26 protein-coding genes and 1 pseudogene are annotated in these 23740 nt (G+C 64.9%); 15 read left to right on the plus strand and 12 right to left on the minus strand.

Annotation, left to right across the window (positions count from 1 at the left end; all coding sequences use genetic code 11):
* Positions 1-5: 5 nt before the first annotated feature.
* Positions 6-1502, minus strand: a complete 1497-nt coding sequence (locus tag ACFQS4_RS06680; protein ID WP_500192610.1) for an outer membrane protein assembly factor BamB family protein — start codon at positions 1500-1502, stop codon at positions 6-8.
* Positions 1503-1611: 109 nt separating this feature from the next.
* Between ACFQS4_RS06680 and ACFQS4_RS06685 the strand changes: the two genes are divergently transcribed.
* The 5 genes and pseudogenes from ACFQS4_RS06685 (at position 1612) to ACFQS4_RS06705 (ending at position 6124) form a co-directional block, all read left to right on the plus strand.
* Positions 1612-2709, plus strand: a complete 1098-nt coding sequence (locus ACFQS4_RS06685; protein WP_497902870.1) for an AIR synthase family protein — start codon at positions 1612-1614, stop codon at positions 2707-2709.
* Positions 2706-3503: pseudogene (gene thiD / locus ACFQS4_RS06690) on the plus strand (bifunctional hydroxymethylpyrimidine kinase/phosphomethylpyrimidine kinase); the annotation flags it as partial. The gene ACFQS4_RS06685 and the pseudogene thiD, both read left to right, overlap by 4 nt.
* Positions 3504-3790: 287 nt before the next feature.
* Entirely contained in the window at positions 3791-5050 is a 1260-nt protein-coding gene (locus tag ACFQS4_RS06695) for an outer membrane protein assembly factor BamB family protein (RefSeq protein WP_497902871.1), read from the plus strand.
* A gap of 206 nt (positions 5051-5256) precedes the next feature.
* The gene (locus ACFQS4_RS06700; protein WP_497902872.1) at positions 5257-5628 is read left to right on the plus strand and encodes a tRNA-binding protein; all 372 of its coding nucleotides are present in this window, start codon (positions 5257-5259) and stop codon (positions 5626-5628) included.
* A 52-nt stretch (positions 5629-5680) separates the two neighbouring features.
* A complete protein-coding gene (locus tag ACFQS4_RS06705) occupies positions 5681-6124 on the plus strand; it encodes a DUF5799 family protein (RefSeq protein WP_497902873.1) in 444 nt (147 codons plus the stop codon).
* Between the two features lie 45 nt (positions 6125-6169).
* Here ACFQS4_RS06705 and ACFQS4_RS06710 read toward each other — a convergent pair whose 3' ends face one another.
* On the minus strand, positions 6170-6313 hold the full coding sequence (locus ACFQS4_RS06710; RefSeq protein ID WP_254159823.1) for a DUF7557 family protein: 144 nt from the start codon (positions 6311-6313) through the stop codon (positions 6170-6172).
* A gap of 69 nt (positions 6314-6382) precedes the next feature.
* Here ACFQS4_RS06710 and ACFQS4_RS06715 point away from each other — a divergent pair, with 69 nt between their 5' ends.
* From ACFQS4_RS06715 to ACFQS4_RS06730, 4 genes are all read left to right on the plus strand, one after another.
* Positions 6383-6670 carry a DUF7545 family protein gene (locus tag ACFQS4_RS06715; RefSeq protein WP_497902874.1) on the plus strand — a complete coding sequence of 96 codons (288 nt, stop codon included), beginning with the start codon at positions 6383-6385 and terminating at the stop codon, positions 6668-6670.
* Between the two features lie 262 nt (positions 6671-6932).
* Complete coding sequence (locus ACFQS4_RS06720) at positions 6933-7514, plus strand: biotin transporter BioY (RefSeq protein ID WP_497902875.1); 582 nt, start codon at positions 6933-6935, stop codon at positions 7512-7514.
* A 3-nt stretch (positions 7515-7517) separates the two neighbouring features.
* Positions 7518-8246, plus strand: coding sequence for an energy-coupling factor ABC transporter ATP-binding protein (locus ACFQS4_RS06725; protein WP_497902876.1), 729 nt, complete (start codon positions 7518-7520; stop codon positions 8244-8246).
* A 6-nt stretch (positions 8247-8252) separates the two neighbouring features.
* On the plus strand, positions 8253-8957 hold the full coding sequence (locus tag ACFQS4_RS06730; RefSeq protein WP_497902877.1) for an energy-coupling factor transporter transmembrane component T family protein: 705 nt from the start codon (positions 8253-8255) through the stop codon (positions 8955-8957).
* Here ACFQS4_RS06730 and ACFQS4_RS06735 read toward each other — a convergent pair.
* Positions 8954-9664 carry a lipoate--protein ligase family protein gene (locus ACFQS4_RS06735; RefSeq protein ID WP_497902878.1) on the minus strand — a complete coding sequence of 237 codons (711 nt, stop codon included), beginning with the start codon at positions 9662-9664 and terminating at the stop codon, positions 8954-8956. The two genes, ACFQS4_RS06730 and ACFQS4_RS06735, sit on opposite strands and share 4 nt — an antisense overlap.
* 54 nt (positions 9665-9718) lie before the next feature.
* On the opposite strand from ACFQS4_RS06735, the gene ACFQS4_RS06740 reads away from it, so the two are divergent.
* Positions 9719-10615, plus strand: a complete 897-nt coding sequence (locus ACFQS4_RS06740; RefSeq protein WP_497902879.1) for a DUF8155 domain-containing protein — start codon at positions 9719-9721, stop codon at positions 10613-10615.
* Positions 10616-10641: 26 nt separating this feature from the next.
* On the plus strand, positions 10642-10872 hold the full coding sequence (locus ACFQS4_RS06745; protein WP_497902880.1) for a DUF8151 family protein: 231 nt from the start codon (positions 10642-10644) through the stop codon (positions 10870-10872).
* 152 nt (positions 10873-11024) lie between these two features.
* Here ACFQS4_RS06745 and ACFQS4_RS06750 read toward each other — a convergent pair whose 3' ends face one another.
* Complete coding sequence (locus ACFQS4_RS06750) at positions 11025-12134, minus strand: OBG GTPase family GTP-binding protein (protein ID WP_497902881.1); 1110 nt, start codon at positions 12132-12134, stop codon at positions 11025-11027.
* Positions 12135-12318: 184 nt separating this feature from the next.
* On the opposite strand from ACFQS4_RS06750, the gene ACFQS4_RS06755 reads away from it, so the two are divergent.
* The gene (locus ACFQS4_RS06755) at positions 12319-12522 is read left to right on the plus strand and encodes a VNG_1110C family protein (protein WP_253433448.1); all 204 of its coding nucleotides are present in this window, start codon (positions 12319-12321) and stop codon (positions 12520-12522) included.
* Between the two features lie 38 nt (positions 12523-12560).
* Here ACFQS4_RS06755 and ACFQS4_RS06760 read toward each other — a convergent pair whose 3' ends face one another.
* Positions 12561-13928: a TiaS agmantine-binding domain-containing protein gene (locus ACFQS4_RS06760; RefSeq protein WP_497902882.1), complete on the minus strand. Its 1368-nt coding sequence runs from the start codon at positions 13926-13928 to the stop codon at positions 12561-12563.
* Between the two features lie 220 nt (positions 13929-14148).
* On the opposite strand from ACFQS4_RS06760, the gene ACFQS4_RS06765 reads away from it, so the two are divergent.
* Positions 14149-15117: a transcriptional regulator gene (locus ACFQS4_RS06765; protein ID WP_497902883.1), complete on the plus strand. Its 969-nt coding sequence runs from the start codon at positions 14149-14151 to the stop codon at positions 15115-15117.
* Positions 15118-15190: 73 nt separating this feature from the next.
* Here the strand turns inward: ACFQS4_RS06765 and ACFQS4_RS06770 are convergent, their stop codons facing one another.
* The 6 genes from ACFQS4_RS06770 to ACFQS4_RS06795 form a co-directional block, all read right to left on the minus strand.
* A complete protein-coding gene (locus ACFQS4_RS06770; RefSeq protein ID WP_497902884.1) occupies positions 15191-15850 on the minus strand; it encodes a DUF7504 family protein in 660 nt (219 codons plus the stop codon).
* Positions 15847-16488 (minus strand): response regulator, encoded by a 642-nt coding sequence (locus tag ACFQS4_RS06775; protein ID WP_497902885.1) that lies wholly within the window; start codon positions 16486-16488, stop codon positions 15847-15849. Before ACFQS4_RS06775 ends, ACFQS4_RS06770 begins: the two co-directional genes overlap by 4 nt.
* 31 nt (positions 16489-16519) lie before the next feature.
* Positions 16520-18157: a PAS domain-containing protein gene (locus tag ACFQS4_RS06780; protein ID WP_497902886.1), complete on the minus strand. Its 1638-nt coding sequence runs from the start codon at positions 18155-18157 to the stop codon at positions 16520-16522.
* The gene (locus ACFQS4_RS06785; protein ID WP_497902887.1) at positions 18158-18619 is read right to left on the minus strand and encodes a PAS domain S-box protein; all 462 of its coding nucleotides are present in this window, start codon (positions 18617-18619) and stop codon (positions 18158-18160) included.
* Positions 18620-18768: 149 nt separating this feature from the next.
* The gene (locus tag ACFQS4_RS06790; protein ID WP_497902888.1) at positions 18769-19023 is read right to left on the minus strand and encodes a glutathione S-transferase N-terminal domain-containing protein; all 255 of its coding nucleotides are present in this window, start codon (positions 19021-19023) and stop codon (positions 18769-18771) included.
* A 58-nt stretch (positions 19024-19081) separates the two neighbouring features.
* Positions 19082-20494: an NCS2 family permease gene (locus ACFQS4_RS06795; protein ID WP_497902889.1), complete on the minus strand. Its 1413-nt coding sequence runs from the start codon at positions 20492-20494 to the stop codon at positions 19082-19084.
* Between the two features lie 234 nt (positions 20495-20728).
* On the opposite strand from ACFQS4_RS06795, the gene ACFQS4_RS06800 reads away from it, so the two are divergent.
* Positions 20729-21388 (plus strand): potassium channel family protein, encoded by a 660-nt coding sequence (locus tag ACFQS4_RS06800; RefSeq protein ID WP_253433472.1) that lies wholly within the window; start codon positions 20729-20731, stop codon positions 21386-21388.
* Positions 21389-21544: 156 nt separating this feature from the next.
* Here the strand turns inward: ACFQS4_RS06800 and ACFQS4_RS06805 are convergent, their stop codons facing one another.
* On the minus strand, positions 21545-22669 hold the full coding sequence (locus ACFQS4_RS06805) for a DNA methyltransferase (protein ID WP_497902890.1): 1125 nt from the start codon (positions 22667-22669) through the stop codon (positions 21545-21547).
* 103 nt (positions 22670-22772) lie between these two features.
* Here ACFQS4_RS06805 and ACFQS4_RS06810 point away from each other — a divergent pair, with 103 nt between their 5' ends.
* Positions 22773-23711, plus strand: coding sequence for a calcium/sodium antiporter (locus ACFQS4_RS06810; RefSeq protein WP_497902891.1), 939 nt, complete (start codon positions 22773-22775; stop codon positions 23709-23711).
* Positions 23712-23740: the final 29 nt, after the last annotated feature.

Genomic DNA, 23740 nt, shown 5'->3' on the forward strand with positions numbered 1-23740 from the left:
CGTCGTCAGTTCGAGCTATCTCCGCTCGATCCCTCTACGCCCGCATCCAGTGCGTACACTGATGTATAGTCAGCTGAAACGAAGACGGAACCATCGGCGAATCTCGGCTCGCTTATGTCGGAATCGGCAACGAAGTTCCATCGCTCCTCGCCGGTTGTCGTATCCAGCGCGTTTAATCGATAGGCGTCCTCGAAGTCCGTGTCAGTTCTGCTGGCGACGAAGAGGGTATCTTCGATGACGGTTATCGGTGAGACCAATAGATTACCGGCGAGGAAGCGCCACCGTTCCGTGCCCGTCTCCGGCTCGAGTGCGTGAACGACGCCGTCGCCGCCTTCCCCAAGCGCCGTTCCAACGAAGAGCGTGCCATCTGCCCTGGTCACCGTGTCGACGGAATTGTTCGCCTCGAATTGCCACTTTTCCTCGCCCGATCCCGCGTCGATGGCGTACAGGTTTGCACACGTGGGATGGTCGTAGCAATCGTCCGTCCCGACATACAGGGTGTCGTCGAACACGGTCACGAACTCGGGTCTCGGCTTTTCGGTACCGGGATCCGGATTCACCGTGAATCGCCATCGTTCCTCGCCGGTGGTCGCGTCCAGCGCGGAAACGTAGTACTGGAAGTTGTCCGGCTGGTCAGTTTCACTGTCGAACACTCCGAGGAACAGCGTGTCATCGACCACCGAGAGTTCGGTATACACTCGGCTGCCGACGTCGGCGCGCCATTCTTCCTCGCCGCTAGCCACGTCCACGGCAAACACGTTCCCGTCGCTATCAGCGACGTAGAACGTGCCGGAGTCCGTCTTGGCGAAAGAGTCCATTTTGACTTTGAGCTGGGTTTCTATCCCGTACCCAACCTTGAAGTCCCATCGGTGGTCTCCGGTGTCCGCGTCTACTGCGGTGACGCAAAATTGCTTGGGGATGAAGACGGTGTTCTCCGCCACGTGTATCGGTGCGACGGTCACATCGTAGTCGTCGAACTGCCACTTCTGTTCGCCCGTGTCCGCATCCAGCGCGTACACTGCAGTGTCTTCTACGTCCCGATCGGAGTAAACGTGACTCGTAGCATAGACGGTGCCATCGACCACGATGGGCTGATCGTGAAACTCCGTGTCGTCAACGCTGAATTGCCACTCTTCGTCGCCCGTCGATGCGGACAGTGCATGGACGGTATCGAGGTTACTCACATAGAGGGTGCCATCCGCTACCGATGACAAGTACGGTCTACCAAGGGGATCCGGAGTTTCGTAATCGACGTGCCACAGTTCTTCGCCTGCACTCGATTCTGTGTCTCCGTCACTTCCACCTTCCGCGTCTCCGTCGGATCCGCCGCCGGTAGCGACCCCGGCACCGATCCCCGAAAGGAGGCACGTACCCGCAGCACCGGCAAGGAACCTGCGGCGAGGCGTTGATTTAAACGACTGTTCTCCGAGTGACCCACTATCGTGTTCACCCATACGCTCGCAGAAACCATCATTGATTATTATTAGAAGGTAATTAGACAATTCTACAACTTGAAACAGTCTCGTAGAACTCCGTCGACGATAGCGAAGATCGAATTTCCGAGAGATTGGCCAGCAACATCCCTTTGTACAACCGACGAATACCTCCCGTATGAACGAACTCGGCAAGGCCGACCGGGAGTTCTTCGACGAGTACCTCTACCCAAACCTGGGCGCCGAGCGCGAGGACGTGCGACTCGCACCGCAACACGGCGTCGACTTCGGCGTCGTCGACGTCGGCGGCACCGCCGTGGCGATGGCAACCGATCCCGTCTTCATCATGCCCTCGCTGGGCTTCGAGCGGGCGGCGTGGTTCGCCTTCCACATCCTCTTCAGCGACGTGGCCGTCTCGGGGCTCGAGCCGGCGTACCTGAGCGTCGACTTCAACCTCCCGCCGGAGATCACCGACGAACAGTTCGCGACCGTCTGGGAGACGTTCGACCGGGAGGCGCGCGAGCTGGGCGTCTCGGTCGTCACGGGCCATACTGCTCGCTACGCCGGGTGCAACTACCCGATGGTCGGGGGCGCGACCGTCGTCGCTGTCGGCGATCACGACGACCTGATTCGCCCCGACGGCGCTCGACCGGGCGACCGCGTCCTCGTGACGAAGGGGCCGGCCATCGAGACGACCGGCTTGCTGGCGATTCAGTACGAGTCCTTGCTCGCAGAGCGGATGGACCCCGACGCGCTCGAGGCCGCCAAAGACCGCTACTACGACATGAGTCCGATCCGAGAGGCGATGCTCGCGGCCGAGGTCGGCGGCGACGCCGTTACGGCGATGCACGACGCGACCGAGGGTGGCGTCTACGGCGGGCTGTTCGAGATGGCGCGCTCGGCAGGCGTCGGGATGCGGATCGAACGCGATCGCGTGCCGATCATGCCCGGCGTCCGCGAGACCTGCGAGGCCGTCGAAATCGATCCCTGGATCTCGATCAGCGAGGGAACGCTGCTCGCGACAGTTGACCCCGAGGGCGTCGACGACGTGATCGAGGCACTCGAGGCCGAGGGAGTCCCGGCGGCGACCGTCGGCGAGGTCACGGACGGTGAGGGTGTGGTCGTCGACGGGGAGTCGATCGACCACCCCGGGACGGACCCGTTCTGGGGGACGTTCGAGCGATTGGCCGAGGAGGCCTCGAACAGGGACGAGTCGAGAGAAGGAGGCGAGAACGGATCGGGGGAGGGGGACGCGAACGGAGGCGACGACCGATGATCGTCCCTTCACCCGAGACGCCGCCCGTCGCCCTCACCATCGCAGGCAGCGACTCCGGCGGCGGGGCCGGCATCCAGGCCGACCTGAAGACGATGGCCGCCCACGGCGTCTTCGGCACGAGCGCGATCACCGCCGTCACCGCCCAGCACACCCGTGGCGTCGAGTCGAGTTTCGTCCTCCCGCTCGAGGAGATCGATGCCCAGATTCGGGCCGTCCTGGACGACTTCGACGTTCGCGCAGTGAAGACGGGGATGCTCGCGACCGCCGACGTCGTCGACCTGGTGACCGAGCACGCGGCCGACCTCGAGGCGCCGCTCGTCGTGGACCCGGTCATGGTCGCCACCTCGGGCGACCGACTGCTCGACGCCGATGCAGAGACCGCCTACCGGGAGCTGTTCGCCCAGGCGACGCTCGTCACGCCCAACGCCGACGAGGCGAGCGTCCTGACGGGAATCGACGTCGACACTCACGACGCGGCACGCGACGCCGGACGGGCGCTCCTCGAGACCGGCACCGACGCTGTGCTGGTGAAGGGCGGCCACGTCCCCGGCGAGACGGTTCGGGACCTCCTCTGTACCGACGACGGGATCACGGCGATCGACCACCCGCGAATCGACACGGCGGCGACCCACGGCTCCGGGTGTACGCTCTCCGCCGCGATCGCATCGAACCTGGCTCGAGGCGAGGGCCTCGAGGCGGCCGTCGAGGGTGGAATCGAGTTCGTCGAGGCCGCGCTGACTCGCTACGCCAACGTGGGTCGCGGAGCGGGTGCGGCGAACCCGACCGCGGAACTCGAGTGAGTTCGGGTGTAATACGGAGGACGACTCGAGTAAATTCCGAACGGAACGCGGCGCAGGTGGTCGACTCGGGTGGAGGGAGGGGGCGACGTCCGACGTTCGACGGACGGTGCCAGCGGTCGAGTCCCGTCGAGAGCGCGGGCCGACTGCCGCTGGCGGGCGCCGTTCGAAATCACCGGCAGCCGTGTCTTTACCCAGTCATTAGACCCGCTTGAACAGTTGCTCAGCATACAACTGTGAGATAGTACGTCGATAGTAATGAGATGATTCGACCCTGAACAGGTATGGGAAAATGGAAACGCCGTTCCTTCCTCGCAACTGGTGCAGCACTGTCGACTGGCGTCGGACTCGCCTCGAGCGGGGCGGGAGACGACGACGACGGTGACGGCCCCTCCAATGTCAACGCAGCGCTCGATACGGACCTCCCGGACCCGACACGCCGACCGAACCCCACTATGGACGAAGACTGGGCATCCTACCGCGGCGACGCGGGACAGACCAGGTGTATCGCCGACGGACACGACTTCGACGGGGACGCACTCGCCCCCGTCTGGACGGCCGACCACGACGGCTCGGTTGCCGCCGCCGACGATACGGTGTACACTTCGACCGCCGACGGCGTCGTCGCGCTGGACGCCGAGGATGGGGCACTCGTCTGGGAGAACGCGGCTGTCGACGCGAGCGACCCCGCGGTCGCCGACGACGTGGTCTGTCTGACCACCGACGAGGGCGTCGTGGCGCTCGACCGATCCGACGGCAGCGTCCGGTGGGAGACGTCGTTCGATCCGGCGGACTCGGTCACCCGTCACGCGGTAGCCTACGGAGCCGCATTCGTCGTCGTCGACGGAACCCTCTACGCCCTCGAGGTCGACGACGGCTCGATTCGGTGGGAACGGGAGTCGGTCACGCTCGAGTCACCCGTTAGCCCGGACGGGACGTTCGAATTCGCCAGGGCCCCCGCCGCGGCGAACGGCGTCGTCTACGCCGCGACACCCCGAACCGTGCTCGCGCTGGAGCCCGAAGCCGGGGACGAAGTCTGGCGAAATGAGGAGGTCTATCAGGACGTCGAGAGCCCCATCCACGCGAACGCGAGCGCGGTCGTCGTCGACTGGTGGTCCGACATCGACCAGGGCGTGCACGATGCGCAGACGGGCGAGGTGAAGGGCGTCATCACGTCGGAGACGGACCACGAGATTACGCTCGGTGAGGACGTTTACATCACCGGCGACTCTTTCAACCTCTACGGCGGTTCCGTCGAGGCGTGTGAGCGTGAGTGGGAAGTCCCCTGTGCGTACAACCTCGGACAGGCCGTTATCTGCGGCGAGACCATCTACGTCTACTTCGGACAGGCAAGAGGGGACCGGGGCGACTACGACCAGGAACTCGTCGCGCTGTCCAAGGACGACGGAACCGAGAAGTGGGCGATTTCGACGAACGAGGCGCCAGTGGGATACGTTCGGGCGATCAGCGGCGACACGCTGTACGTCGACCACGACGGGGAACTGGTCGCGTTCAGAGAGGGTGCGCCCGAGGACGGCTGCTGAGACCTCGAGCATTCGTCTTCCACGTCCAGATCCGATTCATCAGCGATTTTACCGATCCTGGCCCTCGACTCGTCAGTAATTTCATCGATCCTAACTCCGATCCGACTTGTCAACGAATCCCTCGACCTCGACTTCGACTTCGACTTCACTCGCTGCCTCGAGCGAACCGCCGACGTATATCTGTCTGGCGCTCCTGTCTCGAGACGATGCCGGAGAGTCCGTTCGACGTCGAGATTCGCATCGGAGAGATCGTCCGCGCGGAGTCGTTTCCCGAGGCGCGAAAGCCGCACATGACGAAACTGTGGATCGACCTCGGTTCCGATTCCGGTTCCGGGTCCGATTCCGACACCGGTGACGACCTCGTTCGCTCGGCAGGCCAGCACGACTACCACTACGATCCCGAGGAACTGATCGGTCGCCGGGTTCTCTGTGCGACGAACCTCGGGAGCGTTCGCATTGCCGGGTTCAAATCTGAGGTCCTCACCGTAGGCGTTCCGAGCGACGAGGGCTACCCGGTACTCGTGACTCCCGACTCCGAAGTCGACGCGGACGTGCCACTCGGCGGCGTCCTCTACTGACGCTCGAGTCGAGGAGGGAAACCCTGATACTGCCATCGCCTAATCGTTACGCATGGGAACCGAGTGGACCGACCGGATCGTCAGCGAGCGCATGACCGTCGACCGGGAGTTCTCGACGCGGGTCCAGAGCTCTCGCTTTTCGAGCCAGGAGTGGAGCTTGATCATGACCGCGACCGAGTTCGAGATCGAGAATCCCGAAGACCCCGAAACCGCGCGGATGGTCGCCAACACCGACAAGATCGACCAGATCCTGCCGGAACTCGAGAACGTCCGCTCCCAGGTCGGCGCGATGGGCGGCGCCCCGGGGGGTAGCAACGACTCCGGCGGCGGGGTCATCGATTCGATCAAGGGCGCCCTCGGGATGGGCGGCGGTGGCTCCCACGACGCCGAGCGCGAGGCTGCCGAGGCGCTCACCCAGGAGTACGCCGAGGAACTGCAAGCCCGCCTCGAGGAGAACGGCCGCTGGGAGGGGATCTGTGCGACTGCGGCGGAATGACGCCGCTCGAGTGACTCACTTCAGCCCGCGCGTCGCTCCGTCGAATCAATCGCCCGCGTGGAACAGCGTCCGCTCGCTCGATTCGTAGATGTTGATCAGTTCGATTATCAGTTCGTCGTAGGACTCGTCTTCGATCCGCAGGGCGTCCAGTCGCTCGATCGTCTCCTCGTCGAGTTCGACCTGGGGCATGGTCGACGGTTAGACGCCGACGGCAATAAAGGCACAGTACCTTTAAGGTTGCCCGCCAAGGGTCAGTCGATGACAGACGACATTGAGACGACCACGTTTTCGATCGAAGCCGATGGCGACGCCGACGAAGTCACGCTCCCGACCGGCCTGGTCGACCTCCTCGCGGAGGAGGGTCAGGGCGAGGCCGAGACCGTCGCGGACATTACCCTGCTCTCGTTCGCGAGCCGCGCCCACCACCTCGTCCACCACGGTGAGGATCCAGGTGAGGACCTCGAGGCCCAGGAGGAACGCGTCATGGACCTCTTCGAGGAGCGCTTCGGCGTTTCGTTCGCGGAAGCGACGGGCCACCACCACTGAGTCGGCGCTCGAATCGGTTTCCGCGCCACTCGACGGGGTCGCGTTATCCCGTCGGCTCGAGCAGTTTTCGCATTTTCTCGCTGACTCGAGCGACGTCACTGTCGGGCTGCGGCTATTGGTCGTTGGCCGGTGGTTGCTATTCATCGGTGACGGTCGCACGCTGGTGGCCGCTCGGAGCTAATGTGAGCGAGTCCCACGGACTGTACTCTCGCTCCCATCCGTAAACCCAAGAGTTAAATCTGGTTTACGAGTGGGTCGAAGTATGGCTACGTCAACCGAAAACGTCGACCTCGTCGGCGGCGACGTCGTGCGCTCGTTCGCTCGAGCCGCCCTGTTAGCGGTGTTGATCGGCGCGAGCGCCTACGTATCGATTCCACTGCCGGTCTCGCCGGTCCCGTTCACGCTCCAGGTGTTGTTCGTCTTCCTCGCAGGACTGGTTCTCGGGCCCGTCTGGGGCGTCATCTCGATGGTGCTGTACCTCGCCGCTGGCGCGGTCGGCGTTCCGGTCTTCGCCGGGGGCGTAGGCGGCGTCGGTCACCTGTTCGACTACACCGGGGGATACCTCTGGTCGTACCCGATCGCGGCGTTCGTTATCGGCCTCCTCGTCCACCGGGGCTGGCAGGTTCGAGACCCCGCGACGATACAGAAAACGACGCTCGCCGCGGCGCTGCTGGTTGGCCTCGGTATCATCTACGGCCTCGGCGTCCCGTGGCTCGCCTGGGTCCAGAGCCTCTCGCTCGCCGAGGCGGCCATCATCGGCATGGCGTACTACGTTCCCCTCGACCTCGTGAAACTCGCCGCCGCGATCGCGATCGTTCGAAGCGAACGGATCCCCGTCGCCTAGTCGATGATCGAATTTCGCGACGTTCGCTACGAGATCGAGGGCGTCACCGTCCTCGAGTCCATCTCGCTCGAGATCGGGAGCGACGAGTTCGTCGTCCTCGCGGGGGCGAACGGGAGCGGGAAGACGACGCTCCTGCGTCACTGCAACGGCCTACTGACGCCGACGGCGGGAACGGTTCTCGTCGACGGCACGCCGGTCACCGACGACCTCGTGGCCGCCCGCACAGCCGTGGGGATGGTCTTCCAGCACCCACGGGACCAGTTCGTCGCCGCGACGGTCGGCGCGGACGTCGCGTTCGGCCCGGAAAACCTCGGCCTCGAGCGTCCGGAAATCGACCGCCGCGTCGCCGACGCGCTCGAAGCCGTCCGACTCGAGGGACGCGAGGACGATCGAATCCACACCCTCTCCGGGGGCGAACAGTCCCGCGTCGCCATCGCGGGCGCACTCGCGATGGAGCCGACCCACCTCGTCCTCGACGAACCGTTCACCGGCCTCGACGACCCCGCCCGTCGGGCCGTCCTCGAGCGTCTGGTTGCCCTCTCCCAGCAGGAAACCGGAATCGTCCTCGCGACTCACGACCTGCGGGACGTGCTCGCGTTGGCCGACCGGGTGATCGTTATGCGAAACGGCGCGATCGCGATCGACAAACCACCGGCCGACGCTCGCGACTCCCTCGAGGGCGAGGCGATTGCCGTTCGCGCGCCCGGCAGCGGTTCGCGAGTCGGGGATTGACGATCGATGCTCGGTTACGAACCCGACGACACGCTCGCTCATCGCCTCGATCCGCGATCGAAACTCGCCGTCCAGATCGGGTTCTCCGTTGCGGCGCTGGCTCACCTCTCGCCGCGACCGCTCGCGGCACTCACCGTCCTCGCGCTGGGGTTCCTGTGGTCTGCGGCCGTTTCGCCACTTCGTGCGCTCGTCGCCTACCGATTCGCGCTGCCGTTTCTTCTCGCGGCCCCGGTCGTCGCCGCGATCTCGTTCGGTCCGCCGTGGCTCGAGCCTGGCGACGCGATCGAGCCGACGCTCGCGAGTTACCGCGTCCTGTTGATCGTCCTCGTCAGCGCCGCCTACGTGCGCTCGACGCCGGTTCGCGCCTCTCGGGCGGCTATCCAGCGAACGATTCCGGGGAAACCCGGCCAGGTGCTGGGAATGGGCGTCGCGCTCGTCTTTCGGTTTCTCCCCGTGCTCCGGGCCGATCTGCGGTCGATCCGGGACGCCTCTGCGGCTCGACTGGGGACTGAACGGGGCTTGCTCGAGCGGGTGACCCACCTCGGGGTGACGGCCCTCGAGCGCGCGTTTCTCCGGGCGGATCGACTGGCGATCGCGATGCAGGCGCGGTGTTTCGCCTGGAACCCGACGCTCCCGGAACTCGCACTCACGCGGCTCGACGTGCCAGCGTTCGGGCTGGCCGTCGCGCTAACGGTATCGGCGTTCCTCTAGGCGTCGAGTTCCTCGAGAACGCGTTCCCGCTCGCCGACGAGGGCCGACTCGAGGGCGAACCGGACGGTCTCGACGGACGCACCCGAATCGCCCGTGACGCCACCCACCGATGTCGGATCGAACGGCACCTCCAGCGCATCGTAGACGGCCTTGAGGAGGTCTCGAAGCTCGTCGCTCGCCTCGACGAGCAGGATGCCCGAGACGAGGGCGGCGTCGCTCGTCACTCGCTGGGCGATGCCGACGACCTTGCGACGCGACCCACCCGCTTCGAGCGAGAGGGAGTGGGCCCCCGGACAGAAGGAGTCGTCGGGCTCGCCACGAACCGGTTCGACGCCGAGGGCTGTGAGGGCCGATTCGACGTCGGCCGTGAGCCGTTCGTAGCGCTCGTCGGTCCCTCGGCGGAAGTCGGCGACGGGCTCTACGCGGGCGAACGCCAGCACCCGCGACCCGTCGTAGGCGACCGCCCGACCGCCGACGCCCCGTTCGACCGGCGGGAACCCGCGCTCGTCGGCGGCCTCGCGGGCCCGTTCGTACCCCTCGCGTCGGGCGTCGCGGCGGCCGAACGCGACCTGGCGGTGGGGCGTCCAGACCCGAACCGCCCGCTGGCCATCGGCGGCGACCTCGAGGAGGCGTTCGCTCGCCGCCCGGTCGGCGTCAATCGTCGGTTTCCGGCCTCGGAGGACGCGAACCGGCGGAGTCGCTGGCATACCAGAAGCGTGGAGCCGAACTATCTAAATCCTCGCGACTCCGACTCACAGGCGATGGACGCGCCGGAACCGGTCCCGCTCGGACCCTCGGTGCTCGAGCGCTACGCTCGCTTCTCGCTGTACAACTCGCCGTACCCCGCCCACGACCGGGGCTGTGCAATCGACCTCTATCCCGGGACGCTACGGGATGGCCGGACGACCGCGGCGCCGAGCCCCGTCTCGGGAACCGTGCTCGAGACGCGGACCGTCCGAGCGCCGCCGAAACCGTACGCGCCCGATCACGACCACCTGGTCCTCCTCGAGTGCGACGGGCCGTTCGCTGGATTGGTCGCCCGAATCCTCCACGTCGACCCCACCGTCGAGGCGGGCGAGACAGTCGAGGCGGGAGACTCGCTGGGTCGGCTCGTCCGGGCCGGCTTCTTCGCCCCCTGGGTCGACAACCACCTCCACGTTGGCTTTCGTCGACCCGACCAGAACTGCTATCGGGCATCGGGGTCGCTCCCGCTGGCGCTCGGCCTGGAGATTCGGCCGCTCGCGTGGGACGGTATCGGCACGGTGGTCGACGTCGGCGAGACGTACGCCGTGCTCGACGCTCCGGCGCATCCGTCTCCTGGATCGGGGTTCGTCGGAATCGCAGCGGACGACGGCGGCGTCCTCGACGGCGGGATGCCCCACTACGAGGGCGGAGGCGTCCTCGGGGACGTTTCGGGTACCGAAGTTCGCCTCGGTGGAACTCGACTCGGCACGCTCGAGGATGGCGGTCGAACCGTCGACTGGGACCGCCTCGCGGTGACCGTCGACGGCACGCCGATCACCGGACTCTCGTTCTTCTGTGCGCGCGACGACGGCTTCGGCGCGAAGCTCATCTGCCCGGATCACGACCTCGTTGTGGGCTCTCAGGTTACGGCCGAGATCCGAAACGGTGGTTTCGGCGCCAACAGAAAGGGTTAGGTCCTTCGAGATACTCGTGGCCGGTAATGGCTGCACTGAATACGGAAGTCGTCCTCGAAATGGCGACGCTACTACTTTACTCACTGATCGCGGCCGCCCTGACAGTGGCCGGGGCCGCCGCGGAGTTGCTGAGCGTCCAGAACTTCGGCGCCGGTGAACTGTCCGTGGCCGTCTGGGCAGGGGTGCTCGGGTTCGTCCTGCTGTACGCCGGCCTCTACGGCATCGGCTACCAGAAGTTGCTGGCTCGAGTGATCTGAGGCGCCTGTCAGTTCTTCGGTTGATCGTCGGCTAATTAGCGACGGCGTTGTTGGCGGAGTCGAGCCATCCTCGATCCGTCACCGATCCGCCGTCGACTCATCGCCGATCGACCCACTCCCTCCCGGAGATCACATCGATCCAAGCAGCGCCGCTATCGACGCAAAATCAGCTTCAACACGTCCTCGTCCTCGAGGACGTGCTGGTCGCCCACCTGCTGTTTGTCGTGGGTCGCGCTGGGCCCCGACACCCGCGCGAATCGGAATCGCTCCTCGAACTCGCCGCCAAGCTTGTCGACGGCGTCCTCGATGGTCGACCCTGCCGAGATGACGAGCGGCTCCTCGTAGTCGACGCCCCGTCCCGGCTTGTCCATGTAGACCCGGATCAGGTCGAGGTTGTTCCACATCCGATCCTTGAGCGCCTCGAGCCCCTTCTCCTCTGCGGCGCTGATGAACGTGACCTCCTCGGGGTCGAGGCCGCGCTCGCGGAGTTGCTCGTCGACGGTCTCCTTGTACTCCGGGGTGATCAGGTCGACCTTGTTGACGCAGGTGATCGACGGAATGTACTCCCGATTTTCCATTAGGCCGTCGATCAGGCGGTCGATGTCCACCTTCTCACCGAGGTTGAGGTCGGCGTTGACGTAGCCCTGGTCGCGCAGGACCTCCTTGATCGTGGCCTCGTCCAGGTCCTGGTCGGCGCTCGAGGTGATCTTGATGCCGTCTTTGATCTTCGGCCGGACGGTCACCCGGGGCGGTTCCTTGTCGACGCGGATGTTGATATTGTACAACTCCTCCTGGAGGCGGTCGTACTGTTCGATCTCGAACACCGAGAGGACGAAGAGGATGAGGTCGGCGTTCCGGACGACCGAGAGCACCTGCTTGCCGTCGCCCTTCCCGGTCGCCGCGCCCTCGATCAGCCCGGGTACGTCGAGGAGCTGGATGTTGGCGCCGCGGTGTTTGCACATCCCGGGATTGACGTCGAGGGTCGTGAACTCGTACTCGCCGGTCTCGCTCTCGGCGTTGGTCAGCGAGTTCAACAGTGAGGACTTGCCGACGCTCGGAAACCCGACGAGGCCGACCGTTGCGTCGCCGGTCTTCTCGACGGAGTAGCCCGTGCCGCCACCCGCCGAGGACTGGTTCTGGAGCTTCTCTTTCTTCTCGGCGAGCTTCGATTTCAGCCGGCCGATGTGCGCCTCGGTCGACTTGTTGTAGGGCGTGTTGGCGATTTCCTCCTCGATTGCCTGGATGTCCTCCTCGAGCCCCATTCTATCTAGCCTCATCCGCGCGTCGCGAAAAACCCTTTCGACCTCGTGCAGGCGTCGCGGTGCGGTCGCGGCCGCGCACGGACGAATCGGGAAACCGGGATGCATCCGGATCACCCCTCTATTCGAAACCGACGGACACTTCGACACACATAAACGACCGGCAACGCATCGTTTAGCCGAACGAATGCCAGATCCGTCGAGTCTGCGCGATAGCACGCAAATCGTCCTCCCGCAGGAGGCCCTGGCGGGCCTCGAGGCGCAACTCGACGAGGAGTTTACGATAACGATTTTCCCCGAAGGCGATCGGTACTGCCGGATCATCGGCAGCCCGGTCGAGATCAAGGAAGCGAGTCAGTTTTTGGTACGCCAGGGCGTCAGTTTACCTTGACCATCTGACCGCGGTCACGATCATGATCACGACTACGATCATCGCTCCGGGTGCGTCGGCCCGTCGAACCCCCCTCTGACCAGCGGTTTCGCGACGTGGCGTCGCGCACACGGGGGTACCTCGTACCACCCGACCTCGAGGTCGCGCTCGAGAGGTCGGTCGACCTTCGTCGCCGCTGTCGTCCCACACTTCCGGCACCGGTAGCCCTGGCCACGACCGGCGCTCTCCATCCGTCGGCCGCAGGACTCGCAGGTCGGCGTCACGCGCTCGGTTTCGACGAGGTCGCGAACCGCGAACTTCTCGAGCTTCAGGGTACCGCGGGCGATCTCGCCACAGACGGTGAGCTGGTCACCGACTCGCAGGGCGCGTACCCGGTCGCGAAAGCGTTTGGTGGGTTCGAATGCGGCGCAGGTGAGCGTCTCGGTCGCGTTCGCGCTCGAGACGTCCGTATTGTCACTTTCACTCGAGGCGTCTGCAGACGCACTGTCGGCTGGGTCGGCTAACTCGAAGAACACGTGCCCGCCCCGTCGCGTTTCGGGCTCGCCGGCGACCCGTCCCTCGAGGCGGTAGGCTCGCCCGTCCCGAGCCGCCGAGAACGACTCGAGGGTCGACCCGTCCTGGAGGTGGACGTCGGTTCCCTGGTTGGTCACGAATCGCTGGGTTCGGGCGACCGGTTCGCTCCTGATCGCTTCGGACACAGTTCGGACGGCCTCGGGGTCGTCGCCGCGGATCCCGTGCAGGATCGGTCCCGGCGTGTGCGGGACGCAGACCGTCTCGCCTTCGACCCGGTCGACGGTGTCCCACACGGTTGGATAGCCCGCCTCGGCGGCCGCGAAGACGCTTTCCTCGTCGATCGTTCGCGGCGTTCCCCACCGTTCCGGGTCGCGGTAGGCGATGTACTCGTGGGTCCAGTCCCGCTCCTCGAGGGCGACCCAGGCGCCGACCGCCGCCAGCGCGCCGATCTGTCCGCGGCCATTTCCCGCCCCCCACCGACGGTAGCCGCAGTCGTCGGCGAGCGTCGTGGCTTCGTCGATCGACAGGTGGTCACGGATCGCCGACAGCGCGAACGCACTCACGTCGTCGGGAACCTCGTCGGGGTGGTGGTCGGCGACGACCAGTCCCGGGTTCGTCCGATCGTCGGCCGACTCTGCGAGGTCCTCGAGTGTCGCCCGGGCGACCTCGAAGGCCGTCTCTGGATCGCACTGCTGGTCGTGGCCGAGGTGGATCGCGAGGGCGGCGTTCCCGCGAGTCTTGTGTTCGACGGCGGGGTTGAGCCGGACGAGGAGCAGGCGCTCGGCGGTCGCGCCCGTCTGTTCGGTCAGGCGGTTGGCCACCTCGGTCGCGACGTAGGTCGTACACATCCCGCGCTCGCGGGAGTCCGTATCGTCGAGGCCGACGACGGTCATCGCTGCTCGTTGGACCGCGAGTCGTTAACCGGTTTCGCCTCGTGACTTCTGCGAACTGGCCCTGGTCCCGATTCCGACCGGCCGTACTGGTTCGTCCAGTTATAAAACCGGCTGCTCGGATCTCGAGGAGTGGCGACGATCCGGCCGAAACCCAAAAAGACCGGACGGCACGGAGTCATCGGGGAAACGCTCATATACCAGGAGTGACTTACCTTTCCCTATGTCCCGATCCGCACTGGTCGGCAACGTCACCGCGATGCTCGAAGACGCGGGCTTTACGGTGAGCGACCGGTGTGCAATTCGCCCGAAGAGCTTCGACATCGCGGCCCGCCGCGGCGAGGACCTGATCCTCGTGAAGATCCTCGGCAACGTCGACGCCTTCAACCAGGCGACCGGCCACGAGATGCGCCGACTCGGCACCTACCTCGAGGCGACGCCGCTGGTCATCGGCCTGCGCAGTCGCGACGAGGACCTGAAACCCGACGTGGTCTACTTCCGCCACGGCGTTCCGGTGTTCAGCCCCGACACGGCCTACAACCTGTTCATCGAGAACGTCCCGCCGCTGATCTACGCGGCCCCCGGCGGTCTCTACGTCAACATCGACGGCGACCTGCTGGCCGACGAACGCGAGGCTCGCGAGTGGAGCCTGGGGCAGCTCGCGAACGAACTCGGGGTCTCCCGCCGAACGGTCTCGAAGTACGAAGACGGCATGAACGCCTCCATCGAGGTCGCGATGGCGCTCGAGGACCTCTTCGACGCGCCCCTGACCAGCCCGGTGGACGTTCTCGAGGGTACGGAGGACGTTCGCGAGCGCGATGCGACGCCCGAAGAGCCGGACGCCGACCCCGACGACGAGGAGGTCGTCGCGGTTCTCACGCGGGCGGGCTACCGGGTCCACCCGACGCTGCGCTCGCCGTTCAAGGCCGTCAGCCAGGACGAGGCCGACGACGAGGACGTCGTCCTCACCGGCCACTCCCAGTTCACCAAGGCGGCGGAGAAACGTGCGAGGATCATGAGTTCCATCGGCCAGGTCACTCACACCCAGTCGGTCTACGTCGTCGACCGCGCGAAGCAGGAAAACGTCGACGGGACGGCGTTGGTCGAACGCGAGGAACTCGAAGCGCTCGACGACGCCGCGGAACTCCGGAAGGTGATTCGCGAGCGGGCGAAGCGCGAAGAAGCGGCCTGACTCCGAATCCGAATGGGGATCCAAATCCGGATTCGGATTTGGACTCGAGGTCCCTGTATTTTTGACGGCGACGCTACTCGAGCGCCGTCCAGCCGGTCGATTTTCGCCCGAACCCACGAACGCGACACTCCCAGTCGCCGGCGTCTGTTTCCCGGAGTTCGATGACCCCGTCGAACTGCCCCCGGACCGTGTTGATGACCTGTGCGTCGTGTGTGTCGTCGTTGAGTGTGTAGATCCCGAGGCCGTTCGTATCGTTCACCCGGTTGGCGAAGACGTACAGGAACTTGAACACGGTGTTGCTGTCGAGGTGCTGGAGGAGGGACGAAACGGAGATGAGACCGTACCTGATGTCCGAAACGCCTCGTTTGTGAAACTGGTTGAACAGTTTGGCCGTCCCGATGCTGATCCCGGTCAGGTCGGCTGGCGAGGAGACCGACTCCGTCATCTCCTCGATCATCGAGCACGTGTTACGTCCACCGCAGTTGAGGACGCCGATCTGCTTCCGATCCAGCGACGTAACGTGTCGCTCGAGGTCGTTGAACAGCCGTTCTGCGTTTCCCGTGGTAATGCACAGAATGCCGTCACCCGATTCGTAGCCGGTTGCGAGCAAGCGAAGCGCTATCTCGCGCTTTCCGCTCATCGACGGCCCAACGACTGCGACGTTCGTCCCCGGCTCGACCTCCTCGAGCAACCCGTCGGGGAGTACTCCTGCGACGTCGTACCCGTCGGTCATCGTTCCTCCTCGGCGTCGGTGATCCGGTCGAATGCGGCCGAACCGTCCTGGTCGCCTCCGTCAGCGTCGTCGGCCAGTTCACGGATCGCACTAACGAAGTCGATATCGGAGGCCATGTCCCCGAGACCATCGTCTATCTCGGCCTGTTTCGCGTCGATACGGTCGAGAAGATTCTGGTACTCGTCGCTCGCTTCCAGCTCGGCGAGCGGTTTTTCGGACTCGAGGGCGCCTTTCCGGGCCAGCAGCGAGTGATACTCCTGTAACGCTCCATCGAGAGTCGCCCGCTCGAGCAGCTGGTCGATCGTACCGATCAGGTCCGCTCGCTCTGGCGGTTTGGTGATGTACGCGTCGAACCCCATCTCGACGACGTCGAAGTCGGGTTCGACCGCTGTCACCATCGCGACGCGACAGTCGATCCCGCGTTCGCGGATCTCGCGCAGGACCTGCTCGCCGGATCGTTTCGGCATCATCCGGTCCAGGAGGACCACGTCCACCGTGTCGTCGATGACGTCGAGCGCATCCTCGCCGTCGTGGGCGCGCCTGATCTCGTATCGACCCGCGAGCCAGAGCTCGTAACTCTCCGCCACGTCCGGTTCGTCTTCGACAATGAGGACGACCGGAGCGTCTGCGCCCGTCATTTCCTTGCCCCCGGTACGGAGAGCACACGTATCACGTTTTTGTCCCTCCGTTCGCTTTCGGGAGTTCGAGAACGAAGCAGGCGCCGCCTGAGTTGTTGTCAGTCACCCAGACTTCGCCGCCGTACTTCTCGACCATGACGTCGACGAAGAACAGCCCGAAGCCTGACCCGGTCTCTTTGACGTGGGAGGTCGCGCCGCGACGGAACACGCCTTCTTTGCGCTCGTCGGCGATTCCGATCCCGTTGTCGGCGATTCGTATCGTGACGGCGTCGGCGTCGTCGGTTTCGATCGTCACTTCGACCCGGAGGCCGTCCGTGTCGTTGTGTTCGATGCTGTTCGACAGGAGGTTGGCGAGGACGTCGGACAACAACTCGTCGGCACGAACGGACACGCTCGAGTCGAAATCGTCGACGAAGGTGACCTCAGGGTGCGCGTTTTGCAGTTCGTCTAGCTTCCGCCGGAGGATCGCGCCTGCATCGACCGGCATAACCTGGCTCTCCTCGTTCGGCGTCGTGAGCGTCTCGATGACGCGCTGGACTCTCTTCGTGACCGCCGTCGTGGCGTCACACCAGTCGACGATCGTCCGTGCATACCGCCCGTGCTCGCCCTCGAGTTGGTCGGCCAGGAGTTCGCCGCGCGTCTTGATGATGGTCATCCCGTTCAACACGTCGTGACGGAGGATTGAGTTGAAGAACTCCATCTGCTCGCGCTGGCGTTCCAGTTCGGTGATGTCCATCGAGATGCCGATGAGTTCGGTCACGTCGTCGTCCTCGACGATCGGTCTGAACTGGCTTTGGAAGTAGTGGTTTTCGACTTCGAACGTGAGAGACACCTCTTCGCCCTCGAGCGTCCGTTCGACCGCCTCGAGGATCTCTGGGTTGGCCGCGTACACGTCGAACACGGATTCGCCGACGACGGCACCGGGCTCGAGACCCAGCATCGTCAGCCCTTTGCCGCGAGATTCCTGGAAAACTCCCTCGCTATCGATCCGATAGAAAATGAGTGGCATGGAGTCCAGCACCATCCCAAACTTCTCCTTCTGGTCGGTGATGTCGGCCGAGATGACCGCAACCCCGTCCTCGTAGGGATACGCCTGCGCCTCGATCCAGTACTCGTAATCTTCGACGTAGAATTCACATGACGTTACCTCCTGGCGCTCCTTCGCTTCCTGGAAGGTTTCCTCGAGGATCGATCCTCGAGCGCCGGGAATCACCTCCCAGACCGACGTTCCGATCAATTCGTCGACAGTCGTTTCGAGTCGTTCGGCCAGCACCTCGTTGCAGTACGTCAGCGTCCAGTCGCGATCGAACGTGTAGTAGGCCTCCGGAAGGCGGTTGACGAGTTGCCTGTACTGCAGGTCCTGTCGGTGGAGTCGACGCTCCTGTTCCTTGCGCTTCGTGATGTCGGTGACGATTCCAACCATTCGACCGTTGCCGTCCTCGAACCCGTACGTTTCAGCCCGTGCGTACCCCCAGCGCTGCTCGCCGTCGTCACGGAGAATTCGGTATTCGAGCTGGAACACGTCGTCCTGCTCGATGGCCGTCTCGATGGCCGATTGTACGGCGGGGCGGTCGTCAGGATGGACGCGCTTGGCGAACGCCTCGAAGGTTCCCTCGAACGTGCCGGGCTCGAGTCCGAACAGTCGTTCCATCGATTCGGTCCAGGTCACCTAGTCGGTCTCCATATTCCACTCCCAGACGCCCGTGTTCGTTCCGGCTAGGGCGATGTTGAGCCGCTGAACCGTCGTGTCTAGCGCTCGAGATCGCGTTTCCTCGGATCCACGTTCGCGGATGGTCGACAGCCACCGACTGCCGTCGTCGACGTCGAGGAGCGTGAGCGTCAGTTCGACGCGGCGCTCGGTTCCTTCGGCGGTCTTGAGGACGTACTCGAACTGGTGAGATTCGTCTGTCCGCGGTGTCTCGAGGGTCATCGACAGGGTGTCCCCGTCCGAGGGACCCCCGTCACTGATCACCTCGACGAAGGACGCGCCCTCGAGTTCGGCCGGTTCGTACCCGAACACGTCGGCGTACGCCCGATTGACGTCCTCGAATCGTTCGGTCTCGGGATCCACGATCGCGACGCCCTCGGTGAGTTCCTCGAAAACTCGCGTATAGAGAGAGGATTCAGACATCCAAGTAGCGGCATTTCGTACCGTCTCACCATATATCTGAATAAAACTATCTTGACATGCCTGGCGTGGTGATGCTTCTCCGTTCGTTTCCGGATCGGTTCTTCCACTACGAGATGGGTGACGCCGACCGCCGTCGTCGAGCCGTCGGCCTACGCCTCGGCGCCGTAGGTTTCCTCGAGATACGCGACGATGTCGTTACTTTCGGCCATTCCCTCGACGCCGTGGGCCTCGTCGACGATGACCGGAACGCCGGTCTGGCCGCTGACGGCCTCGACCTCGGTGCGCTCGTTGCGAGCCGCCGGAACCTGGACGATGTGGTACTCGAGGTTCAGGTCCTCGAGCTTGGTTCGGACTTTCGCACAGAACGGACAGCCGGGCAGTTCGTATAAGGTAATGTCTGTCATGTCTGAAAAACGGGGCTCGATCGAGAAGAAAGACGTGGTTGCGGCAGTCGATTACTCGTCAGCCGAGCATCCCACTCGTATAGACGTAGAAGTAGCCCACGAGCGCCAGCGCCATCAGCCACTGGCCGAGGCGCACGTCCTCGAGTTCGCCGGTGGCGGCCTTGATGATCGGGTACACGATGATCCCGGCAGCGAGGCCGTTCGCAATGGAGTACGTGAGTGGCATGATCGTGATCGTCAGCCCAGCCGACACCGCCCAGGCCGGGTCCTGCCACTCGACGTCGAGGACGCCCTCGAGCATGATGATGCCGACGACGACCAGTGCGATGAAGGAGGCGTAGGCGGGGATCAGCGCGATGAGCGGGATCAACACCAGCGTGGCGAGAAAGAGGAGGCCAACGACGAACGCGGTCATGCCCGTGCGACCGCCCTCCTCGACGCCCGTCGAGGACTCGATGAACGTCGTCACGGTCGAGGTGCCGACCATCGCCCCGACGGTGGTGCCGATCGCGTCGGCCATTAGCGGCTGGTCCATGTCCGGGAGGTTCCCGTCCTCGTCGAGGAAGCCGCCGAACTGGGAGACGCCGATGAGCGTCCCGGCGGTGTCGAAGAAGTCGACGAAGAAGAACGTGAAGACGACCAGCGTGAACGTCAGTGGGTCAACGTCCTGCAGGCCGTCGACGAACGCGAAGAGCAGGGGCGAGATGTCGTACTGCGGGGAGGTGACGACGGCGAACGTGAGGCCGCCATCTTCACCGACGAGCGCCTCCGGTAGCACTGTCGTGCCGGCGAGTCCGGTCAGGTAAACGAGCCAGCCGAGCCCGGTCGTGGCGACGATACCGACGATGATCGACCCCTTGATGGCTCGTGCCCAGAGCACGAACGTGAGCAACAGACCGAACAGCCCGAGCAGTGCCGCAGGATTCGTCGCGAGGCCGCCGAGGGCCACCGCCGTCTCGGGGTCGGCGACGACGATCGACATCTCCTGCAGGCCGATGAACAGCAGGAAGATACCGATACCGGCGCCGACGGCCATCTTGACTGGTTCAGGGAACAGTCGGATAACGTACTCTCGAGCGCCGATCGCGGTGATGGCGATGAAGATGATCCCCTCGACGAACACCGCCGCGAGCGCCGTCTCCCAGGGAATGCCCATGCCGAGGACGACGGTGTACGCGAAGAAGGCGTTCAGTCCCATCCCGGGCGCGAGGCCGAACGGCCGGTTGGCGTAGAACGCCATCACGAAGATGGCGACCGCCGAGGCGATGATCGTCCCGATGGCGATCATCTGGACGGTTGCGATGTCTCCGTATCCCGGAATGTCGATCGCATCGGCCAGAATGAACGGGTTGACGAGGATGATGTACGACATCGCGAGGAACGTCGTGATCCCCGCGACCGATTCGGTGCGCAGGTCCGTGTCGTGAGCCCGGAAGTCGAAGTACTCCGCGAGCGTGTCGGTTGCCCCCATGTTGGACGTTCGAGCATAGGTGAGGGGGGTCGCTTAAACCTTCCCGTCTCGATGTGACCACCTATACGCATACTTGCATACTCGAGCCGTCTCGCAGGCAGTCTTCACCATTACCTGTCACTGAAACTCAAACTCGAGGACACGTTCTATCGCTTGCCCGACACGCTCGCCCGACCGGACGCGTGCCGTGTCACGGACCAACATATTTCACCCCTGCCCGCGTACCGCTATCGCATGAAGTTCATCATCGTCGGGTACGGTCGGGTGGGCGCGCGAACGGCCCGCATTCTCGCGGAGGAGGGCCACGACGTCGTCATCCTGGACAACGACCAGAAACGTCTCGAGCGCGCCGACGGCGAGGGGTTCGACGGCGTGCAGGGAGACGGCGCCGACGAGGATGCACTGCTCGAGGCGGGCATCGAGACGGCCGACGCTATCGGCGCGATGACGCCCGATCTGAACGTCAACTTCGCGGCGTGTATGGTCGGCAAACACTACGGCTGTCGGACCGTCTTGCGGATCGACGAGGACTACCGGGAGGACATCTACGAGAAGTACGCCGCGGACGTCGACGAGATCATCTACCCCGAGCGACTCGGTGCCGCCGGCGCGAAGACCGCGCTCCTTGGTGGGGACTTCAACGTCGTCGCTGACCTGGCCCAGAACCTGCACCTGACCGTTCTCGAGATCGCCGAAGGGTCGCCGGCGGTCGGCAAGCGACTCAGCGAACTCGAGTTACCCGAAGGCTCGCGCATCTACGCCCACGGACGGGAGACGGAGTCGCTGACGATTCCGCTCCCGGGGACGGCGCTGGCCGCCGGTGACGAGGTAGCGGTGATCACCGAGACGGACGCCATCGAGCAGGTTCGGTCGACGTTGCTGGCTGAAACCTGAGTCGACGCCGAAAGAGGGGGTACGTGCAGGCACACACCGGGGAAGGATGGGAACTGATACCGTCAGGGTGGTGCGTGCCTCGAATGTACTTACTCACCGATCGGGCATAAAACTGAGTCAGACGGCCGTGTGACAGCGGTCAGACGCGTTCGCTACTCACTCGTCGACCCGAAACACGAGCACGTTCTGGTGGACCATCGACGGCACGAACGAGAACGGGTAGCCGTATACGTGGAGATCTTTCGATGGATCGTACCAGATCAGGTTCGCCGCGAGCGTCATCGGCGCTGCGTCCTGGATCGCTCGAGCGAGATCGGCGGCCAGGAACGCGTAGGATTGTTCGCGGTACATGTCGCCGATGAAGACGACGGCGTACCGGCCGGGCCTGAGGACCCTCGAGAATTGGGCGAATCGCTCGCCCATCTCGGCGAGCCAGTCGGCTTTCGACTGGCCGCTCGAGTCGGCGTGCTGTGCGTCACCTCCATCGTCGCTCCCACTCTTACTCTCACGGCCACCGACATCGTCGCCGCCACTGCCGTCGGCATCGGCGTTGACGGCGTCGACGTCGGCATCGAACGCCCCCAACTTACTCTCTCGAGTCGCCCGCCGGTTTCGCGTCTGCTCGCGCTCGTCCATATCCCAGTAAGGAACGTCGGTCAGGAGCAAATCGACCGAGTTCTCGGAGAGGTCCTGGACCAGGTCCGCACAGTCGCCCTCGCGGACGTCCTGGGCAGCCAGCGGCGCCTCACCGCGTTCCCGGCGCTCCTCGTTTTCCCGCTCGAGCGCCGTCTCGTAGACCTCGATCCACCGGGCGTTGCGCTCGAAGCCGATGGCCTCCCGCAGGCCGGTTCCCTCGTGTTCGCAGAGACTCGCACCCAGTAGCGTGCCGCCGACGCCCGCGAACGGGTCGAGGACGGTCTCGCCCGCCTTGCTGAACCGATCGACGAGGTCCGCACAGAGCCGCGGGGGTTTCTGGCCCCCGTGCTCGCTCCGCAGGTCGTGCTGGAGGTCCGGCGGATACGCCTCGGGGATCACCGACTTCGTAGCGAACTTCCACTCCCGACCGGTGAGGTCGTTGAGCCGGTTTCGCTCGTCGTAGATCCCCCGGCCCTCGAGGTAGGTCTGGTGGTCGGCCAGTTCGTCGGTGTTGACCACGTCGCCGTCCTCGACGGGGAGGGACTCCTCGCGCGCCCGCTCGGCGTCGAAGTCGCCATCGTCGTCGGTGAACAGGCGGCTCTGGCGGTGCCCGTTCTCGCCGCCTGCGTCGCCGTCGTCGGCCATACCTCGAGTCCTCACCGGTCGGGCATAAGCGCTTTCGCTCGCGGATCGGTGTCGGACCAGTGTCGACGCCGACGCTTATCCGGTCGGCAGTGGAAGGTCACCCGTGTCTTTGCTCGGACCTGCGGCGTCGACCCTCGTCGGTCTGGTCGCGCTCTGGCTGGGGGCGCGGTGGCTCGTCACCGCGGCCTCCCGACTCGCTCGAGCGGCGGGCATCCCACCGCTGATCGTCGGTCTCACCGTCGTCGCCTTCGGGACGTCGGCACCCGAGATCGTCGTGGGCGTCGAGGCGGCCCTCGAGGGACGCGGCGCCATCGCCGTCGGCAACGTGGTCGGATCGAACGCGTTCAACCTGGGCGCGATTCTGGGTACACTGGCGATCATCAGTCCGTTTCGCGTCGCCGACACCCTCGTCCGGCGAGACGCCGTCGCGATGGCGGCGGCGACCGGGGTCGGGATCGCGGTTCTGGTCAATCTGTACGTCTCGCGCACAGAGGGTCTCATTCTCCTCGCGTGTCTGGTCATCTATATGTCCTGGCTTGCCCGATCCGCACGCGGTTCCGACGTCGACGTTGGCGAAGCCGAGCGCTCGGGAACGAACCGCCATCCCGGGGTCGACGCGCTCGTCCTCGTCGTCGGCCTGGTCCTGGTCGGTCTCGGCGGCCGGTTGCTCGTTCAGGGCGCGGTCGAACTCGCTCGCGCCGGGGGCGTCTCGGAGTGGCTCATCGGCGTGACGGTGGTTGCAGGGGGAACCTCCCTCCCCGAAGCGGCAGCATCCGTCGTCGCGGCGCGGCGCGCCGAGGTCGGCATCGCGGCCGGGAACGTCGTCGGGTCGAATGTGTTCAACCTGCTGGGCGTGCTCGGCATCTCCGCGATGGCCGCACCGCTGGCCGTCGACCTGAGTGTTCGCTCGGGACTGTGGTGGCTCGCCGCGTTGACTGCCGTTTCGGCGGTCCTCCTGGCGACCGGTCGTCGGCTGACCCGTCTCGAGGGCGTCGCGCTCGTACTCTCGGTGGCGGGCTACTGGGTGCTGGCGGCGGGTTGAGTGGGGTTCGACTCGAGCCTCGGTGGCTC

Origin of the sequence: Saliphagus sp. GCM10025317 (assembly GCF_042663665.1) — an archaeon.
Classification (GTDB): domain Archaea; phylum Halobacteriota; class Halobacteria; order Halobacteriales; family Natrialbaceae; genus Natronosalvus.

Excerpts from the sequence above, each read along its gene's own strand:
- ACFQS4_RS06715 (WP_497902874.1), top strand. The coding sequence starts at position 6,383 with ATGACAGACGACATTGAGACGACCACGTTTTCGATCGAAGCCGATGGC.
- ACFQS4_RS06725 (WP_497902876.1), top strand. The coding sequence starts at position 7,518 with ATGATCGAATTTCGCGACGTTCGCTACGAGATCGAGGGCGTCACCGTC.
- ACFQS4_RS06795 (WP_497902889.1), bottom strand. The coding sequence starts at position 20,494 with ATGGGGGCAACCGACACGCTCGCGGAGTACTTCGACTTCCGGGCTCAC.
- ACFQS4_RS06720 (WP_497902875.1), top strand. The coding sequence starts at position 6,933 with ATGGCTACGTCAACCGAAAACGTCGACCTCGTCGGCGGCGACGTCGTG.
- ACFQS4_RS06705 (WP_497902873.1), top strand. The coding sequence starts at position 5,681 with ATGGGAACCGAGTGGACCGACCGGATCGTCAGCGAGCGCATGACCGTC.
- ACFQS4_RS06775 (WP_497902885.1), bottom strand. The coding sequence starts at position 16,488 with ATGACGGGCGCAGACGCTCCGGTCGTCCTCATTGTCGAAGACGAACCG.
- ACFQS4_RS06765 (WP_497902883.1), top strand. The coding sequence starts at position 14,149 with ATGTCCCGATCCGCACTGGTCGGCAACGTCACCGCGATGCTCGAAGAC.
- ACFQS4_RS06790 (WP_497902888.1), bottom strand. The coding sequence starts at position 19,023 with ATGACAGACATTACCTTATACGAACTGCCCGGCTGTCCGTTCTGTGCG.
- ACFQS4_RS06755 (WP_253433448.1), top strand. The coding sequence starts at position 12,319 with ATGCCAGATCCGTCGAGTCTGCGCGATAGCACGCAAATCGTCCTCCCG.
- ACFQS4_RS06735 (WP_497902878.1), bottom strand. The coding sequence starts at position 9,664 with ATGCCAGCGACTCCGCCGGTTCGCGTCCTCCGAGGCCGGAAACCGACG.
- ACFQS4_RS06685 (WP_497902870.1), top strand. The coding sequence starts at position 1,612 with ATGAACGAACTCGGCAAGGCCGACCGGGAGTTCTTCGACGAGTACCTC.
- ACFQS4_RS06770 (WP_497902884.1), bottom strand. The coding sequence starts at position 15,850 with ATGACCGACGGGTACGACGTCGCAGGAGTACTCCCCGACGGGTTGCTC.
- ACFQS4_RS06745 (WP_497902880.1), top strand. The coding sequence starts at position 10,642 with ATGGCTGCACTGAATACGGAAGTCGTCCTCGAAATGGCGACGCTACTA.
- ACFQS4_RS06710 (WP_254159823.1), bottom strand. The coding sequence starts at position 6,313 with ATGCCCCAGGTCGAACTCGACGAGGAGACGATCGAGCGACTGGACGCC.
- ACFQS4_RS06785 (WP_497902887.1), bottom strand. The coding sequence starts at position 18,619 with ATGTCTGAATCCTCTCTCTATACGCGAGTTTTCGAGGAACTCACCGAG.
- ACFQS4_RS06760 (WP_497902882.1), bottom strand. The coding sequence starts at position 13,928 with ATGACCGTCGTCGGCCTCGACGATACGGACTCCCGCGAGCGCGGGATG.
- ACFQS4_RS06750 (WP_497902881.1), bottom strand. The coding sequence starts at position 12,134 with ATGGGGCTCGAGGAGGACATCCAGGCAATCGAGGAGGAAATCGCCAAC.
- ACFQS4_RS06800 (WP_253433472.1), top strand. The coding sequence starts at position 20,729 with ATGAAGTTCATCATCGTCGGGTACGGTCGGGTGGGCGCGCGAACGGCC.
- ACFQS4_RS06805 (WP_497902890.1), bottom strand. The coding sequence starts at position 22,669 with ATGGCCGACGACGGCGACGCAGGCGGCGAGAACGGGCACCGCCAGAGC.
- ACFQS4_RS06730 (WP_497902877.1), top strand. The coding sequence starts at position 8,253 with ATGCTCGGTTACGAACCCGACGACACGCTCGCTCATCGCCTCGATCCG.
- ACFQS4_RS06700 (WP_497902872.1), top strand. The coding sequence starts at position 5,257 with ATGCCGGAGAGTCCGTTCGACGTCGAGATTCGCATCGGAGAGATCGTC.
- ACFQS4_RS06695 (WP_497902871.1), top strand. The coding sequence starts at position 3,791 with ATGGGAAAATGGAAACGCCGTTCCTTCCTCGCAACTGGTGCAGCACTG.
- ACFQS4_RS06740 (WP_497902879.1), top strand. The coding sequence starts at position 9,719 with ATGGACGCGCCGGAACCGGTCCCGCTCGGACCCTCGGTGCTCGAGCGC.